At 44.1% G+C, this 16,080-nt stretch carries 12 protein-coding genes; 8 read left to right on the top strand and 4 right to left on the bottom strand.

Annotation, left to right across the window (positions count from 1 at the left end; genetic code table 11):
• The first annotated feature begins 133 nt into the window (after nucleotides 1-133).
• Nucleotides 134-1,471: a transglycosylase SLT domain-containing protein gene (locus AC04MM_RS11250; protein ID WP_475380459.1), complete on the top strand. Its 1,338-nt coding sequence runs from the start codon at nucleotides 134-136 to the stop codon at nucleotides 1,469-1,471.
• Here the strand turns inward: AC04MM_RS11250 and glmS are convergent.
• Both glmS and glmU read right to left on the bottom strand, forming a co-directional pair.
• Nucleotides 1,437-3,269, bottom strand: coding sequence for a glutamine--fructose-6-phosphate transaminase (isomerizing) (gene glmS / locus AC04MM_RS11245; RefSeq protein WP_475380458.1), 1,833 nt, complete (start codon nucleotides 3,267-3,269; stop codon nucleotides 1,437-1,439). The two genes, AC04MM_RS11250 and glmS, sit on opposite strands and share 35 nt — an antisense overlap.
• Before the next feature lie 5 nt (nucleotides 3,270-3,274).
• Nucleotides 3,275-4,654, bottom strand: coding sequence for a bifunctional UDP-N-acetylglucosamine diphosphorylase/glucosamine-1-phosphate N-acetyltransferase GlmU (gene glmU / locus AC04MM_RS11240; protein ID WP_475380457.1), 1,380 nt, complete (start codon nucleotides 4,652-4,654; stop codon nucleotides 3,275-3,277).
• A gap of 103 nt (nucleotides 4,655-4,757) precedes the next feature.
• Between glmU and AC04MM_RS11235 the strand changes: the two genes are divergently transcribed.
• The 7 genes from AC04MM_RS11235 (at nucleotide 4,758) to AC04MM_RS11205 (ending at nucleotide 14,791) form a co-directional block, all read left to right on the top strand.
• Nucleotides 4,758-5,438 (top strand): HAD family hydrolase, encoded by a 681-nt coding sequence (locus tag AC04MM_RS11235; protein WP_475380456.1) that lies wholly within the window; start codon nucleotides 4,758-4,760, stop codon nucleotides 5,436-5,438.
• Nucleotides 5,426-7,237, top strand: coding sequence for a PAS domain-containing sensor histidine kinase (locus tag AC04MM_RS11230; protein WP_475380455.1), 1,812 nt, complete (start codon nucleotides 5,426-5,428; stop codon nucleotides 7,235-7,237). Before AC04MM_RS11235 ends, AC04MM_RS11230 begins: the two co-directional genes overlap by 13 nt.
• 104 nt (nucleotides 7,238-7,341) lie before the next feature.
• Nucleotides 7,342-8,811 (top strand): sigma-54-dependent transcriptional regulator, encoded by a 1,470-nt coding sequence (locus AC04MM_RS11225; protein ID WP_475380454.1) that lies wholly within the window; start codon nucleotides 7,342-7,344, stop codon nucleotides 8,809-8,811.
• A complete protein-coding gene (locus AC04MM_RS11220) occupies nucleotides 8,811-10,577 on the top strand; it encodes an adenylate/guanylate cyclase domain-containing protein (RefSeq protein WP_475380453.1) in 1,767 nt (588 codons plus the stop codon). The genes AC04MM_RS11225 and AC04MM_RS11220 overlap by 1 nt, the downstream gene beginning before the upstream one ends.
• Before the next feature lie 393 nt (nucleotides 10,578-10,970).
• Nucleotides 10,971-12,512, top strand: a complete 1,542-nt coding sequence (locus AC04MM_RS11215; protein WP_475380452.1) for a vWA domain-containing protein — start codon at nucleotides 10,971-10,973, stop codon at nucleotides 12,510-12,512.
• Between the two features lie 9 nt (nucleotides 12,513-12,521).
• On the top strand, nucleotides 12,522-13,064 hold the full coding sequence (locus AC04MM_RS11210; RefSeq protein ID WP_475380451.1) for a glutamine amidotransferase-related protein: 543 nt from the start codon (nucleotides 12,522-12,524) through the stop codon (nucleotides 13,062-13,064).
• Nucleotides 13,052-14,791: a bifunctional chorismate-binding protein/class IV aminotransferase gene (locus AC04MM_RS11205; protein WP_475380450.1), complete on the top strand. Its 1,740-nt coding sequence runs from the start codon at nucleotides 13,052-13,054 to the stop codon at nucleotides 14,789-14,791. Before AC04MM_RS11210 ends, AC04MM_RS11205 begins: the two co-directional genes overlap by 13 nt.
• Here AC04MM_RS11205 and AC04MM_RS11200 read toward each other — a convergent pair.
• Together AC04MM_RS11200 and AC04MM_RS11195 are read right to left on the bottom strand one after the other, a co-directional pair.
• Entirely contained in the window at nucleotides 14,775-15,188 is a 414-nt protein-coding gene (locus AC04MM_RS11200; protein WP_475380449.1) for a hypothetical protein, read from the bottom strand. The two genes, AC04MM_RS11205 and AC04MM_RS11200, sit on opposite strands and share 17 nt — an antisense overlap.
• A gap of 71 nt (nucleotides 15,189-15,259) precedes the next feature.
• Nucleotides 15,260-16,045: a lysophospholipid acyltransferase family protein gene (locus AC04MM_RS11195; RefSeq protein ID WP_475380448.1), complete on the bottom strand. Its 786-nt coding sequence runs from the start codon at nucleotides 16,043-16,045 to the stop codon at nucleotides 15,260-15,262.
• Nucleotides 16,046-16,080 lie beyond the last annotated feature (35 nt).

Genomic DNA, 16,080 nt, shown 5'->3' with positions numbered 1-16,080 from the left:
ATTTTTGCACGATGCATCTCAAAATCGGCGAAAAGCCGTATACGCGTCTTCAGTGCCAATATATGCGACAAATGCATTTTGTAAATTTTTAGGGTGCCTTGGGAGAGGGAAATGCACTAGAAACTGCTTATAAATGAAGATTAAATCTTTAGCTTTTACCCTTCTGCTGTTCTTTTCGACATTAGTGATTTTCATCACGAACGGCTGTCACGGGGTCTATTTAAACGAATCCAAAGCCGCCTCTGGCGTGGCTGAGACGACTGTAAGAGTCGGCTTACACCGCGACCGCGCCGGTAAATCGTTAGACGAAGCTTTAGTTAAATCTTTTATCAAAGACTACGGCTTAAAAGCTGAAATCATCTCTTACAGTTCTTTTGATACTTTAAACTCTGATTTCGAAAATAAAAAAATCGATATGGTAATCACCCGAACCTCATCACGCCATACCCGTGCTTTTTCTCTGCAAAGCCCGGCCTACGATGATTTACAGATTTCTTTATTCTGCCGTGGCACCGAAAACATCTCGCAGGTTTTTATTCCGGCTAAATTAGAATTTATCCAGAGAGAATTATTTGCGGCGGCACCCGAACTATCTGACCGCGTGACCGTTATCGACAGTTCATTTGAAGCGATCGCCGATCGTGCCTATCAGACTAAAAATTCGTGTTTTATGGCTGAGAGTAAATTCAGCAATACCAGTCAGGTCGAAACTAAAAAGTATGCGAAAGCCTGGACCAGCGAAAATATTTATCCGCTGGCGTGGCTAATCAATAAAGACGCAAATGACTTAAATAAACTTATCCAGATCTGGTTTCAAAAATTAATCCGCGAAAACAAAATGGTGCGCTTTAAAGATCAGTACGATGCCCCGTTTTATAAAATGTCTTTACTCGAGTACAAGCAGTTTAAAGCCGACGTACGTGCAAAACTGCCGAAATGGCGCAGCACTTTTAAAAAGTACTCAGAAAAATACCAGGTGCCGTGGCTACTTATCGCTGCTGTCGCTTACCAGGAATCACGCTGGGAAGAAGATGCGACCAGCTACACCGGTGTTAAAGGCTTTATGCAGTTAACTTCGCAAACGGCGCAGTATCTGGGCATTGAAGACCGCGAAGACCCGATCCAGAGTATTCAGGGCGGATCGTATTATCTTCAGTACCTGTATGACAAAATGCCGGACAAAATCACGCGCTTTGAACGCTGGATTCAGGCATTAGCTTCGTACAACATCGGCTACGCCCACTTGCGCGATATTCACCGCCTGGCCAAACAGCGTTCGCTCGATGCCTACCGCTGGAAAAATTTAAAGATTTTATTACCTGAAAAACAAAACGTCGAAAACCTGGATATTTTCGTTTATGGCCTGGCCCGTGGCGAAGAAACGGTCGAATTTATCGAAAACGTTCTTATGTACCACGAGGCCTTAACTCATCAGATTACTCAACCGTTACCGACTTCGCGAGATTTCTAGGTTGATCCACATCGTAACCTAAATGATCTGCCAAGTGGTAAGCCATTAACTGCAATGGCACAACTGCCACCAATGGATTTGTCGTCCACAGGGCCGCAGGCAATGACAAGTAAAACTCAGACATAGATTTTAAAGCTGTATTTTCGCCGGTTCCGATGGAAATGATCTTTCCGCCGCGGGCTTTCGCCTCCTGCAGATTAGAGATTGTTTTATCAATCAAATCATCACTCGGAGCCACAACCACGATGGCCATCTTTTCATCGATCAACGCAAGCGGCCCGTGCTTCATTTCGCCGGCGGCATAACCTTCAGCATGCATGTACGCCAGCTCTTTAAGTTTTAAGGCACCTTCTAAGGCGATCGGAAAACTTACTCCACGGCCTAAATACAGAAAACCTTTAAATTCACCAAGCTTATCTGCCGCTTCGTTAAAATATTTATCGTAAGATAAAACTGTCTCCATCTGGCTTGGTACCGCAAGTAATGCTTTTGCAATTTCTTGCTCAGATACCGGCGAGATCACACCGCGGGCTTTGGCGATTTGCACCGCCAGAATATTTAATAACGATAGCGTGCTTGAAAATGCTTTGGTACTTGCCACACCGACTTCAACACCGGTGTTCATGTACATGTGTCCTGTAGCTTCACGGTCAATTGAAGACTGGGCCACGTTGGTAATAGAAAGTGTCTGGGCACCGAACTCTTTAGCCAGGCGGATGGCTGCAAGGGTATCAGCGGTTTCTCCGGATTGTGATACAGTCACCACCAAAGTGTTTTCCGGCAATACCGGCTTGCGGTAACGGAATTCGCTGGCGATATCGGTTTCAACCGGCACCTTCGCGATTTGTTCGATCAGGTATTTACCCACCATCGAAGCATAATAACTTGTACCGCAGGCAATAAAAAACACGCGGTCGATTTTTTTATAGGTTTCTGTCACATCAAAACCGATGTTCTTCATTTCGATGGAATGAGTTTCAGTGTTGATATACGGAGCAATGGCCTGTGCTACTGCGCGAGGCTGCTCGTAGATCTCTTTTAACATGAAATGTTTATAACCGGCTTTTTCAACCTGCTCTGCAGACCAGTCGACTGTGGTGATTTCTTTTTTAATGACTTCACCTTTAGCGTTTAAAAACTGAATCTTGTCGCCATTGATATGCACGATTTCACGGTCATTCAAGTAGACAAACTTTTTTGTGTATTTGATCGCCGCCTGTACATCAGATACAACGAAATGTTCTTTTTCGCCGATACCCGCGATAAGCGGTGGGCCGTCTTTAAAGGCGATCAGTTCATTCGGAGATTTTTCCCACATCACTAAAATAGAGAATGCTCCGACGATTTTACTTAAGGTGTTTTTTACTGATTGCAACAGGTTCTGTGTTTTTTGGATATCTTCCCAGATTAAGTGGGCCACTAACTCTGAATCAGTGTCGGATTTAATCTCAGTGCCTTTTTTTAAAAGTTCGGCTTTGATTTCTAAATAATTTTCGATAATACCGTTATGAACCAGGCTGATTTCGCCGGCTTGGTGCGGATGGGCGTTACGCTCATTCGGTGCACCGTGGGTCGCCCAGCGGGTGTGGCCGATACCTAAATGACCATTGAAGGCTTCAGCAACAATTTTTTCTTCTAGGTTTTTTAGTTTACCCTGCGCACGCACGCGCTTGACCTTTCCGTCATGAATCACGGCAATACCCGCGCTGTCATAGCCGCGGTATTCTAATTTTTTTAAACCATCGATAATAATATTTTTTGGTTCTTTCGGGCCTAAGTAGCCAACGATTCCACACATAGTAATTAATCCTTTTTAGCCTTGTTAAATTTTGCGGCGTAGCCTTCTTTGTTTTCTTGCTTCGCACGTCCTACCGCAAGAGCGCCTTCCGGTACATTTTTGGTCACCGTTGTGCCGGATGCGATGATCGAATCGCTTCCTACTTCTACCGGAGCCACTAATTGCGTGTCGCTACCGACAAACACGCGGTCTTTGATCACTGTTTTATATTTTTTACGATCGGCCGCATAGTTACACGTGATTGTGCCGCAACCGATGTTTACGTCTTCGCCAATATCCGCATCACCTAAGTAAGTTAAGTGTCCGGCTTTTGATTTTTTGCCGAAGTTTACTTTTTTAAGCTCAACAAAGTTGCCGATCTGCGCCTGTTCGCCGATGGTTGTGTCAGGGCGAATACGTGCATAAGGCCCAAGTTTAGCCTGGGATTTAATCACGGCCTGTTCGATATACGTGCCGGCTTTGATCTGAACACCGTCCTGCAAGATAGCTTCAGAAATAAATGCATTCGGTTCGATCACACAAAAAGGGCCGATTGCAGTCTTACCACGGATAAAAACATTCGGGTAAATGACACTGCCTGCGCCGATGACAACAGATTCTTCGATATAAGTCGTATTCGGATCTAAAATTATAACGCCGTCGTTTAATAGTTGCTGGCATTTTTGGGCGTAAACATATCGGGTGGCTTCAGCCAGCTCAGTCTGATTGTTCACACCATGCGAAACATGTTTGTTTTTGGTCAAAATCGCATCAACCGCGCATTTATTATCTAAGGCAATCGAGATCAAATCGGTTAGATAGAATTCGCCCTTAGCGTTATTGTTTTTGATCTGTGGTAAGAATTTCTTAAGTAAAGCCGCTTTCACAACATACATACCGGTATTTACTTCTTTGATCTTTAAAGTTTCGGCAGATGCATCTTTGGCTTCGACGATGGCTTTAAGCTGATTACCCTGGCGGACGATCCGGCCAAACTCTTTGGCGTTATCAAGCTCGATCGAGACAACCGCTAAATCCAGTTTACGCTCGCGAAAATCAGTTAAAAAACCTCTGAGATCTTCTGCCGTGATCAACGGGTGATCACCGTTTAAAATAATGACGTCACCCTCGATGGAATCAACCTGCGCTGATTTTACGGCATCACCTGTCCCTAGTTGTTTTTCTTGCACATAGGTAGCAACACCTAAGGGTTCTACGACAGATTTAACTAAACCCTGCCCGTGACCTACAACCAGACGAATCTCTTCGATTTCGGCTTTCATACATTGGCTTAAAATACGCACGATCATCGGTTGCCCCGAAACCGGGTGCAAAACCTTTGGGAGTGGGCTTTTCATGCGCGTGCCTTGGCCGCCAGCTAAAATAATTGCAGTAGTTTTGGTCATACAATCCTCTTTGAAATAACATCATATTTATTTCGTTGCATTTCGTCAGCCGAATTTTTTTTAGATCTAGGCAAATTGTGACTTTGCAGGCACAGTTAATTACATGGGAATTCGCTCGATAGCCTTTGATTTAGACGACACACTGCTGGACACGACTGGACTACTGGTGCCTCAGGCCTCACAGGATGCATTTCAGATCTTAATTGATGCCGGTCTTCGTTTAGATTTGAAAACCTGCGAGGACTATCGTCTGTCGTTAATCAAAACAATTTCTCATAAAGATGTTTTTAAAAAACTGGCACATGAATACGGGACCGCAGCCACCCAAGCAGCAGTAGAGCTGGCCAACAAAGCCTTTTACCACCCCCGCTTGCCGGATAAACTGGATTTACTTCCGGGGGCTTTAGACAATCTGAACCATTTACGCGAAAAATATAATCTCTATCTGGTAACGGCAGGCTTTCAGGATGCCCAGACAGCTAAAGTTAAATGCCTAGGCATCGGCCATTATTTTAAAAAAATCTTCGTTGTAAACAGCTTAAATTCAGAAAAAAAATTCGACGCTTTCCAGAATATTTTAAAAGCCGAGAACATAAAGCCCGAAGAATTGCTTTGCGTGGGCAACTCGCTCTCGTCTGAAATCAAAGACGCGCGCTTGATCGGCGCCTGGGCCTGTTATTTCGAGTTTGGTGAAGACCGCGGCTCAGTCCCTAAAGAACCAGAATTTCAGCCTCACTTTCACATCAAAACCCATCAGGAGTTAATCGCTGCATGCCAACTTTAGAGTGTCGTGTCGCCGTTGCATCGCCGAATCACGCACTTGATGGATTAATCCAAAATGGTTTTGCTTACTCATTGCTGGAAACCCCGTTGTTAAAATCCTCTGATTACCAGGTAGTCAGCGATATCTTAATTATCAGTGAAAGCCTGCTTCCGGAATTAGCTAAAGTCCGCAACCAATTACGGTTTAATTATTGCTTTCTGGTCTTTGATAACCCGGCAACAAAAATCGATACACATCTTTACAACCAGTTTAAGCCCGACCGCATTAGCGGCAAAACTGAACTCACTGAAAAGCTGGTTTTTGCCCAGCTGGAAAACCTGGATCTGCAACGGCAGAACGAAGCCAAAAAAAGATTAACTTCAGAATTGATCGATCAGGATCAACAGATCAAAGCCTCTTTGCGCCAGCAGATTTTTCAGGACCAACAGGAGCTGATCGATCGCCGACAGAAAATCTTAGAGGTCAATAACCGCATCGAATCCTTACGTAAAATTTTATTCAGTTTATCGGAAGAAAACGATGTTACCCGCATTGAAACACTTTTAAATGAGCTTCTGCCTCAGGCCACAGCCGCAACCTGGATCAAAATTATTCCGGATTATCTCGCCGAAAATTTCGAAAAAGATTTACAGGCGCAGCTACCGAATTTTTTCATTAAAAAACAATGTTCTAAATATTTCATTTACTTCATGAAAGGCAACAACCGCCCGTTTCGCAGTTCGGATAACGAAATGTTTGTGAAGGTCTCGGATGCCCTGCATTTTAATTTACTTAAAGCCGAAACTTTAAGTGAACAGCAGCACCTGGAAAAGATCGTCTCAACCGCTTTTAATTCGACCGCTTACCCGCTTCTGGTTGTCGATAAGGATTACAACATTCTCGAGTCAAACAAGGCCTTTCACCGTTACCCGGTTAAAAATGAAAACCCGAAGTGTTATGAAGTCATGTTTAACCGCGAAAGCCCGTGTACAGACTGCAAGTTTGGCACAAACTTTCAGGTGCAGACGCAGACCGAATCAACGACCACCTTTCATAATGTGCAGTCGCAGCGCCTGGCCGGTTATGAAGACCGCAACAGCCACTGGGTGCACTTTTACGTGGATGTGACCGAAGAAAAAATGCTCGAGCAGCGCTTAAGCCAGACGGCTAAGATGAAAGAGCTGGGCCTTATTTCATCTTCCATCGCCCACGAACTGAATAACCCCTTAGGCGGCATTATTTCTTATATCCAGATCTTACAAATGGAGCTCAGCAAGGATCACCACTTACAGGCTGAACTAAAAGATATGAACATGGCGGCGATTCGCATGAAACAGATCATCGAAAACCTACTGATCTTTTCGCGCCGTCCGGGCACCCAGGAAAAAGAAAACGTGCTGATTAAAGATCTGTTGTCAGAATCTTTAAAAATGAACGAGCTTTCTTTTAAAATCGAAAACATCAAAGTAGTGCAGCACCTGGAACAGACAAGCGCAGCCATTACCGTTTCACGTTCGAATTTCCGCGACTCTTTAAACCTTATTTTTAACTTTTTTATCGAAGGTTTACGCCGCGTGCGTTTACAGAAAAATACCCAGACCGGCCTGATCGAGGTAAAATTTTCCCAAGACCAAATCAACTTCTATTTAGACCTGCAGTCCAATATCGGTCCGCTCAATGATGAGCAGAAGAACAAGAACATCTACTTTCTGGTGATTCATAAGTCCTTAATAGATCAAGGATTTCAGGTTGAATTAACCGAACCAAACGCCTCGTGGGTCGCAATGCGGATGACTTTACCGAAGGCCAGCCACAACTGATTTTGCATAAAATATTCTCACCAAGACTCGGCCTTCCAAAGTCCTGAAATACAGTCCTGGCCTACGTTTTTTTGACACCTCCGTCAAAAATTGGATTAGGATAAATGTATAAAGCCCGCCAGGATGGCGGCTCACGTATCCACGGAAGGAAATACATGAAGACCAGCAGAGTTTTGATTTTAGATGATGAATCAACACTAAGAACCGCCCTGTTTCGCCTACTGGACCGCAAAGGCCACAATGTAGTGACTGCTCAAAAAATCGATGAAGCCAAAAACTTCTGTGCTCCAGATAAGAAATTTGATTTAGCTATCGTTGATCTGAATTTGCCGGATGGCGATGGTATGGAATTCATGACGTTCTTAAAACAATTATATCCGGAAATCCAGGTTATCATCTTAACCGGTTCTGGATCTATTGATTTAGCTATTAAAGCCACCCAACAAGGTGCCTACCATTTTTTAACTAAGCCGTTTAATGTCGAAGAGCTGATCTCTTTAGTAGATAAAGCGTTGGACCACAAGTCTTTACAGCAAGAAAATATCCAGTTACGCCAGGAAATCACATCTAAATATAAGTTCAACCAGATCATCGGCGAATCTGAATCAATCAAAGCCTGCCTTTCTTTAGTAGAGCGCGTGGCTGAATCTGATTCGACAGTTCTTGTCCAAGGTGAGTCCGGTACCGGTAAAGAATTAATCGCCCGCGCGATTCATTACAATTCGCCGCGGGCCAAAGGGCCTTTCATTGCCATCAATTGCGGTGCGATCCCGTCTGAGTTATTAGAGTCTGAATTATTCGGTCACGTTAAAGGGGCATTTACCGGCGCGATCGCCAACCGGGCCGGCCGTTTTGAATTAGCGGATGAAGGAACTTTATTCTTGGATGAAATCGGCGACTTAGAGCCAAGCTTACAGGTAAAGTTATTACGTGCTCTGCAAGAAAAAAAATTCGAGCCGGTTGGCTCGACGAAAACTGTTTCTGTTAATGTGCGTGTGATCACGGCCACAAACGTTGATCTGGAAAGAGCGGTTGAAGAGGGTAAGTTCAGAGAAGACCTGTATTACCGTTTAAACGTTATTCCGATCCAGATTCCGGCGTTACGTGAACGTAAAACCGATATTCCGCTTTTGTTGAATCACTTTTTAGTTAGCTTTAATAAAAATAAAACCAAAACGATCACTGGTTTTTCTCCGGAGGCGATGAATTGCTTAATCAATTACGCCTGGCCGGGAAATATCCGTGAATTAGAAAACCTGGTAGAGCGTTTATCAATCTTAAAAGGCTCTGGTGAAGTGGCACCGCAGGATTTACCGGCTAAATACAAATCAGCAGCGGCTTGTTATGCTGAAACCGGTTCGATTGATATCCCTGAAGAAGGTTTGGATTTTAATAATGCTGTCGACCAGTTTGAAAATGCGCTGATTATTAAAGCGCTGGAAAAAACCGGCTGGAATAAAAATCAGGCAGCGATGTTACTGCGCTTAAACCGCACGACATTAGTAGAAAAGATGAAGAAAAAAGGTCTTAAATCCGGTACTGAAAACTCAGAACTGGAAATCGGAAACGCCTGATGGCGGAAAAAACCGCCACCATGGTTTACCACAATAAATTTATCATCAAAACCAAACTTCCCGTCGACCGTCTTTGGGCGGTCATCTCTGATACATCCCGAATGAACAAAACCATGGGTCTGTCTGCGTGGGATGAAGCCGAGCTCAATGGTTCACGCGTGGTACGCACAAAGATCCTGGGGCAACAACAGGAATGGGTTGAGCCGCCGTGGGTTTGGATTGCAAATCAGGAAATTCGCCACGAACGCATTTACAAAAAGGGACTGATGCAACATCAGACCGGTGTCTTTAAAATCCTTCCGCAAAAAACTTCTGACGGCTTAAATCAAATCGAAATGTCATTTACCTGGACTGGTGGCGCATTACTGCGTTTTCTGATCGCTCCGCTATCGGCCCGCTTTTTACGCGACAAAATCACCTGGTACATCCACGAACAGGAACGCATCTTCTTTAGCAATGCTGAGGCGACAACAACAGCCCTGACACCGCCGCGCGAATTTAACGACGCTGATTTCGGGTTGATCGAAAACCTTCTGGCTGAATGCACCAGTCAAAACCCGACCGTGCTTGCCGCGATCGTGAAACACTTAATCGCCTCTGACTCGTTGGATATTTATAAAATAAATCCCAAAAAATTAGCCCAGGCTATTCAACATCCACTAAACATCGTTGTGCAGGAGCTGACCGTGCTTACCCGGTTTGGTTACCTCGCTTTAACCTGGGATGTGGTCTGCCCGCACTGCCGCGGTCCGCAGTTAGAGGCCTCGAAATTACGCCAGATCTCAGAAAGTACGACCTGTGTAACGTGCGACCTGCAGTTTTCATCGCAGACTGAACAGGCTATCGAAGTCACGTTTAAACCGCAGCGCAAGTTTCGCGACATCAAAAGTGTACTGTACTGCGCGGCCGAGCCGGCAAAAAAAGCCCATATCCTGATTAACTGGCAGAGTGAAGCGTCTAAAAAATTTTCTGCCACAGTTAAACTTAAACCCGGCCAGTACCGCGCCCGCACCGTGCAGGGTAAAAAAGAATGTCAGATCGTAGTTTACCCGTCTCAGGTATTGGGACAGAAACTGAATATCGATTTTTCGCAACCGGTTATTGAATGTGCGCACGGTGAAGTTGAACTCAGTTACACCGGAGCCGTAAAAGATTATTTTGTCTTAGAAAGTTTAGCGTGGAGTGAAGAAAAATTTCTGGCCAGCGAAGCTTTGAGTAATACCCATATCCGCACTCTGATAAATGACGATTTATTAAAAAGCGGCGTTAAATTAGATATTGGTGAACAGATTATTTTATTTACCGATATTGTCGGCTCAACCCCGATGTACAAACGCCTGGGCGACAGTAAAGCATTTGTTGCCGTACAGGATCACTACACTGAAATCGAAGCTATTATCAAAAATAATAACGGCGTCGTGGTTAAATTTATCGGTGATGCGGTGATGGCGGCGTTCACGGATACAAGCGTGGCTTTCAAAGCCAATCGGGAAATTCACAGTGCTTTTAAGCATAATAAAAATGGTTTAGTGTTACGCACGTCGTTTCATATCGGCCAGGTATTGTGCGTGAATATGAACGTCGGACTTGATTATTTCGGGCAAACGGTGAACACAGCGGCCAAATTACAGGGATGGGCGGATGGTTTTGAAACCGCTGTGTCAGAGCAAACGTTAAAAAGGATACCGGAGTCTCAACGTTCGCAGCTTTTAATCAAAAAATCAGGTTTTGATGAAAAGCTTCAGGAGCATGTTCTCGTTTTTTAATCGGCTGTCTTAATTTAAAAGAAAGACCACACTGAGCATCAACTGCGCGAACCAGATGGCCATAGTTAATTTGTGTGTGAATGACGGTTGTGTGTATTTGCTTGTTTTTTGTCGATAACCCATGCGATTTCCCCTTCTTTATTTACATATTTCTTACATATATAAATAACGTGTAAATTAACCACTTGTCTACCCGCTTTTTGACAAAGTTTCAGATCTGGCTCTTGGACTAGACACTTTTAAACATGATTTTCTTAAAGCCTGTTTTTTCGCTAACTTCTTCGACATAAATGCAAAAATGCACTGCGAAAATAGTGTTCCACAGATCTTTAGTCCAGTCATTTCCCCGCCGAAAGTTTAGTGCTTCTACTCAAAAAGCCCTGGGGAGGGACCATGAAAAGCACTCGTCATCAAATCACAAGAAAACTCGTGGCAACGATGGCATTGTTAACTCTAACTGTTGCATGTAAGTCGAAGATGAGTTTTACGCCAACATCGTTAGCCGACACGAATCAAGATTCATTTAGCTCAGAAGTAAATGAGTTCTTTAAACTGGCCGAATCAGAACAATCAATTACCCAAGACTCCTTGGACGAAAACCTGACCGCGATTTCGTTTCAGGTGCGCAAACCGGATGGCTCACTCCTGAGCTCATTACACAAGAACGATATATTCCTGCTGGAAGATTTAATCCCGGTAAACAATTTTAACTTAGCGCAAAACACTTTAGAGACGAAAGAGATCGTCGATATCGCCTTTATCGTTGATGTGACCGGCTCAATGTCAGCAACGATCGAATCGGCGAAAGTGCGTTTAATTAATTTCGTTAACAGTTCACGCGCCGCCGGTTACCACACGCGCATGTGTTTAGTTACGTTTGGTGACTACACCATCCGCCGCTGCGATAAATTTTATGACAATAACCCATCTGATGCATCAACCGTAACCCAGGTCGAAGAATTAATTTCAGAGATCACCAAACTTAAAGCCCTGAAGGGCTCTGCAGATCCGGGCGGTAAAGATCTAAATGAAAATCCGATGCGTGCCTTAATCGATACGGCCTCTGCTGCCTGGGCGACTAATAACCAGCGCTTTGCGATTTTAATTACTGACGATGGCTTTTTATATTCACCGGGTAACTCTGGTGCCGTTGGCAGTCTGGCCCCGCAATATGCAGAAGTAAAATCGGCCTTAGCGGCGTCAAAAGTTAAAGTCTTCGCAGCAACGCCGTCATTAGCCGGTTATAATAAAAATTTCGGTTCTGAAAAAGGCATCGTTGCGCTTAGCCAAGGTGAGTGGTTTAACTTTGCCGACATGATTTCGGGAAAGATCACTTTAGACACCATCTTAAACCGTATCTTAACTAACGTGAATACAACCTTCACCATCACTTATGTGGCTGATCAGATTCCGGGATTAAATCCGTCTTTAGAGTTGGCCTTACGCAGTTTTCAGGTGCAACTGGTAAACCCGGCATTAGGCACGATTCAGTCGTTACAGTTTAACTCCAGTTTACCTTACGGCCGTGCTGAATATAAAAAAGAATTCAGCTTATCGAACAATAAAAAAATCAAAAAGGATTCGTTACGCGTTATGGTTAACGGTGTACGAGTTGATAAGGGTTTTCAGCTTACAGCCGATGGCAAGCTTAAATTTGATAAAGCCCCGGCAGCAGCGGCACAGATTAAAGTTATTTACATCTACGAAAAACTTAAAGATGCCATCATTCTTAAACCGATTGTCTTAGGACAGATCGATCCCCGTAGTGTAGAAGTTTGGTTAAACGGAATTAAAGCCAAAGCCTCGGATATTACAATCGAGCGCACGATGGAAGGCCGCTACTTAGTGGGCTTACAAGACAGTGCTCTGGCCGATTCTGACCCGTACAAAATATTTGCCAACAATGGACTACAGTTTGATGTAAAAATCAGATAATATGGCCGGGTGTTATCTGCCGTTTTAATCGATCATCACGATTCATTTACTTACAATATCAAAGCGTGGCTTAAGTCACGCTTTGCTGTTTCTGTCGTGGATTGTAACGCTGTGGCTTCAGTTGATGCCGCTCGTTTTGATTTAGTGATTATCTCTCCGGGACCGAAATCCCCACAGGATTATCCACAGACCAAAGTTTTTTTAAAGAGTCTACCGCCGGAAAAACCGGTGCTCGGCATCTGCCTTGGGATGCAGATGATGAACGAAATCGAAAATGGCAGCGTGCAGGCATACTACCCGCCAGTGCACGGTAAAACCAGCGCACTGGTGTCGGGTAATGCTGACTACAACGGCCTACAGGTGGCCCGTTATCATTCGCTGAAATGTAGCATGGCGGATAGTTTTGAAGTTCTTGCAACCAGCGAGAATGTGCCGATGCTGGTGCGCCATAAACAGAAAAACTGGCTGGGATTACAGTTTCACCCCGAATCTTTTTTAACCCAAAAACCAGAAACTTTTTTACAGGCGGCGGTCGATCTATGCAGCCGGTAATATGTTTTTTTGAAGAGCAAAAATTTATTCACAGCACGGACTACCGGTTACTATCCTGCAGTGATGACCAGGATGCGCAGCAGTTTATTGCCTCGGTAGAAAAAAACTACGCCGACAAAATGAAGGTCATAAAAATTAATTTTGCCGCTTTTGAAAAAACAGCCGCCGCTGACAATCGCCGCACGTACATTAAAACCCCCAAGGTACAGGTCTTCGTTTTAGATTCTTTTGCTCTGACCACGCAACAGGATCTGGAAGCCATGTACCCCGAAAAAACCACGGCCAGACCGGCGTTTTATCCGACCGTACACGAGACCATGTTTTTAGAAAACGTGCGCTCTATTAAAGAGGACATCTGCCAAGGCCGTTTTTACCAGATGAATTACACCGCAGCACTTGAAGCCCGGGCCCCAGAGCGCCACAGTTTACTAAGCGGCTTTGTCCATACCTCACATGTCGGTGGTGACTACCGTGCCTATTTGCCACTGGGACCGGAAGAAGCAATTCACTGTTTATCGCCGGAGCTATTTCTTAAAAAAACCGGACCGCGCTTGATCACCCAGCCGATCAAGGGAACCTTACTTTCTGGGCGCGCACTTTCGGAGCTGCAAGCAAGCTTAAAAGAAAATGCTGAACTTTCGATGATTGTGGATTTACTCAGAAATGATTTAAACACCTTATCCTGTGATCAGTATAACGACAGTTCGCGGGTAAATTTTCACCGAGAAATTCTGGATTTAAAATACACTGCGCACACCTACTCCGAGGTCGAAATCAATACCTCAAAAAAATTAAGTGAAATTTTGGCTTCGACATTTCCCGGTGGTTCGATTTCGGGCTGCCCGAAGACTGAAAGCCTTAAAAAAATCGCCGAGGTCGAAAACTATCACCGCGATTTTTATACCGGCTCAATCGGCTGGTGGCAGAACGACGACTTCTGTTTAAATATTGCCATTCGCAGCAGCTACCAAAAAAAACGCCAGCTGTACTATTTTACCGGCTGCGGGATTGTCTTTGATTCAGATCCGCGCAAAGAATGGCATGAGTTTTTGACCAAATGCAGTTTCTTAAATTTATTTTTAGAATATACGCCGGTTGTCGATACGCTGGCCTTTACCCGGGCCAGCATCACTTTTTTAACCGAACATATTGAAAGAACTTTTCTGGCCTATCGTGACCAAATGGTGGCTGTTGAAAAATATCAGATTGAAAGGCTATACCAAAAAATCGAAGCCGAACTGCGTAGCCGCATTGATACAGATCAGACGTATAAAGTGCGTCTGGTGTTTGCCAAAGATCTGACCTATCAAAGCGAGCTAACGCCGCTTACGGCCGCGACCGAGCCGGTCAAGCTTGAGCCGGTTATCTCTACAAAGTTTCTGCCGCAGTTTAAAACCACTGAACGCGGCGCCTGGGATCATTTATTAAAATGTAAAAAAGCAGAGGCCGATGACATCTTGGTGATCAATGCCCAGGGTTATGTCGTTGAAACGTCAATCTACAGCGTATTTTATAAAATGGGTGAAGAGTTTTTTACCCCACCATTAAATGACGGCGGGCTGCACGGGGTCTTTCGCGCACACGCAATAAAAAAAGGTTCTATCACCGTGGGTGACAGAACCTATAAATTGTCAGAACGTTCATTAAAAGCCAGCGATTTAAAATCAGTCGATCTCTATGTCGCTAACTCTGTGCGTGGCTTAAAAAAAGCTAGCCTACTTTTCTGAAGTAAGGAGATTTTTGCGTTGGCTTTTCCAAACCTGGACTGTGTTTAAACTTCATAAACTGTTTGTAATCTTTTTTAAATGCCGATTGGTAAGCCATTTCATGCTTATCAAAAACCTTATCCAGCCAAGTGTAGTAAGTTTTATACATGTGATTATTCATAAAGTTGCAATACCACATAAACGGCATTTTATTAGATACCCAGTGTTTTTTCGAAAAAGCGGTGATCTCTTTATTAAAAAAGCTCCACCACTTTACCGCTTCGGGCTTATTGACAAAATTAGAGGTAAAAAAGTTTCTGCCTTTATATGTAAAACCGATCTCATAACCTTTGCCCACTGGTTTGAAATAAGTTTTAAAAAGATTTTTGCCAAGCTTATAGTTTTTTGATTTAGTCATTGAATCCTTCGAAGTTAAGGCCTGATTGCCAGATTAACTATCGGAAGATCCAGTCACAAAACTAAATTTAACTACATGGATTCTTTAAATGGAACGTACTTTTCTGAAACCATCGTATGCACCTGCTTGGCGAGCTCAGATCGGTCATCTTCGGGTTTGGTATAAACCAAGGGTAAAAACTCTAGTTCGCAGACAAGTGTTTCAAGTTGCAACGATCGCCAGATCGAAGTCAGAAAACCGATATCACCATACCAGCACAACGAATCACGGTGCACAAACTTAACCGGCCCGCCGTTGACTAAACGAAAATTAAAAACAAACGGACGAATCGGCACGCCGGCAAGACCAGCGGCCATTATCAGTGTTTTTTTAAATGGCAGCACTTGCTCACCGTTTGAAGCGGTTGATTCGGCATACAAAACCACACGAAAACCTTTTTTTAAAACGCCGATCAGATCTTTTAATTCATCCTGAATTTTCATGCGGTTAACCCGGTCGACATAGGCACAACCCGCCACTTCGCAGATTAAACCAAGCCCCGGCGTATTGCGCATTTCGCGCGAAGTGATAAAGACCGCGGGTACAATCGTCTCCAGACAGAGAATATCGATAAAGCCGACATGGTTTCCGATCAGCAGTGATTTTTCGTGATGCGGGATCGGGTTTTTGCAAATAACCTGCACCCCAAAAATTTTTGCCAGCTTGATCCCGGTGCGGTGGGCATGCTGGGTTAAACGACCCCTGCGGTGATCCGGGTCACGGGTGGTAAAATAAAAAAATAACCCTTCGATGACGTATTTAGAAATAACGAAAACGAATAGCAGAAAACGAAAAAAGGCGCGGACATTACGGTACATGCAGCTTAGATCATACTTAATTCGAATAAAAAAGC

This window comes from Bdellovibrio sp. SBM16, assembly GCF_056175625.1.
The sequence above is the reverse complement of the archived record's forward strand: the minus strand, read 5'-3'. Positions and strand labels throughout refer to the sequence as shown.

Coding starts and splice junctions, on each gene's coding strand:
- AC04MM_RS11250 (WP_475380459.1), top strand. CDS start 134: ATGAAGATTAAATCTTTAGCTTTTACCCTTCTGCTGTTCTTTTCGACA.
- glmS (WP_475380458.1), bottom strand. CDS start 3,269: ATGTGTGGAATCGTTGGCTACTTAGGCCCGAAAGAACCAAAAAATATT.
- glmU (WP_475380457.1), bottom strand. CDS start 4,654: ATGACCAAAACTACTGCAATTATTTTAGCTGGCGGCCAAGGCACGCGC.
- AC04MM_RS11235 (WP_475380456.1), top strand. CDS start 4,758: ATGGGAATTCGCTCGATAGCCTTTGATTTAGACGACACACTGCTGGAC.
- AC04MM_RS11230 (WP_475380455.1), top strand. CDS start 5,426: ATGCCAACTTTAGAGTGTCGTGTCGCCGTTGCATCGCCGAATCACGCA.
- AC04MM_RS11225 (WP_475380454.1), top strand. CDS start 7,342: ATGTATAAAGCCCGCCAGGATGGCGGCTCACGTATCCACGGAAGGAAA.
- AC04MM_RS11220 (WP_475380453.1), top strand. CDS start 8,811: ATGGCGGAAAAAACCGCCACCATGGTTTACCACAATAAATTTATCATC.
- AC04MM_RS11215 (WP_475380452.1), top strand. CDS start 10,971: ATGAAAAGCACTCGTCATCAAATCACAAGAAAACTCGTGGCAACGATG.
- AC04MM_RS11205 (WP_475380450.1), top strand. CDS start 13,052: ATGCAGCCGGTAATATGTTTTTTTGAAGAGCAAAAATTTATTCACAGC.
- AC04MM_RS11200 (WP_475380449.1), bottom strand. CDS start 15,188: ATGACTAAATCAAAAAACTATAAGCTTGGCAAAAATCTTTTTAAAACT.
- AC04MM_RS11195 (WP_475380448.1), bottom strand. CDS start 16,045: ATGTACCGTAATGTCCGCGCCTTTTTTCGTTTTCTGCTATTCGTTTTC.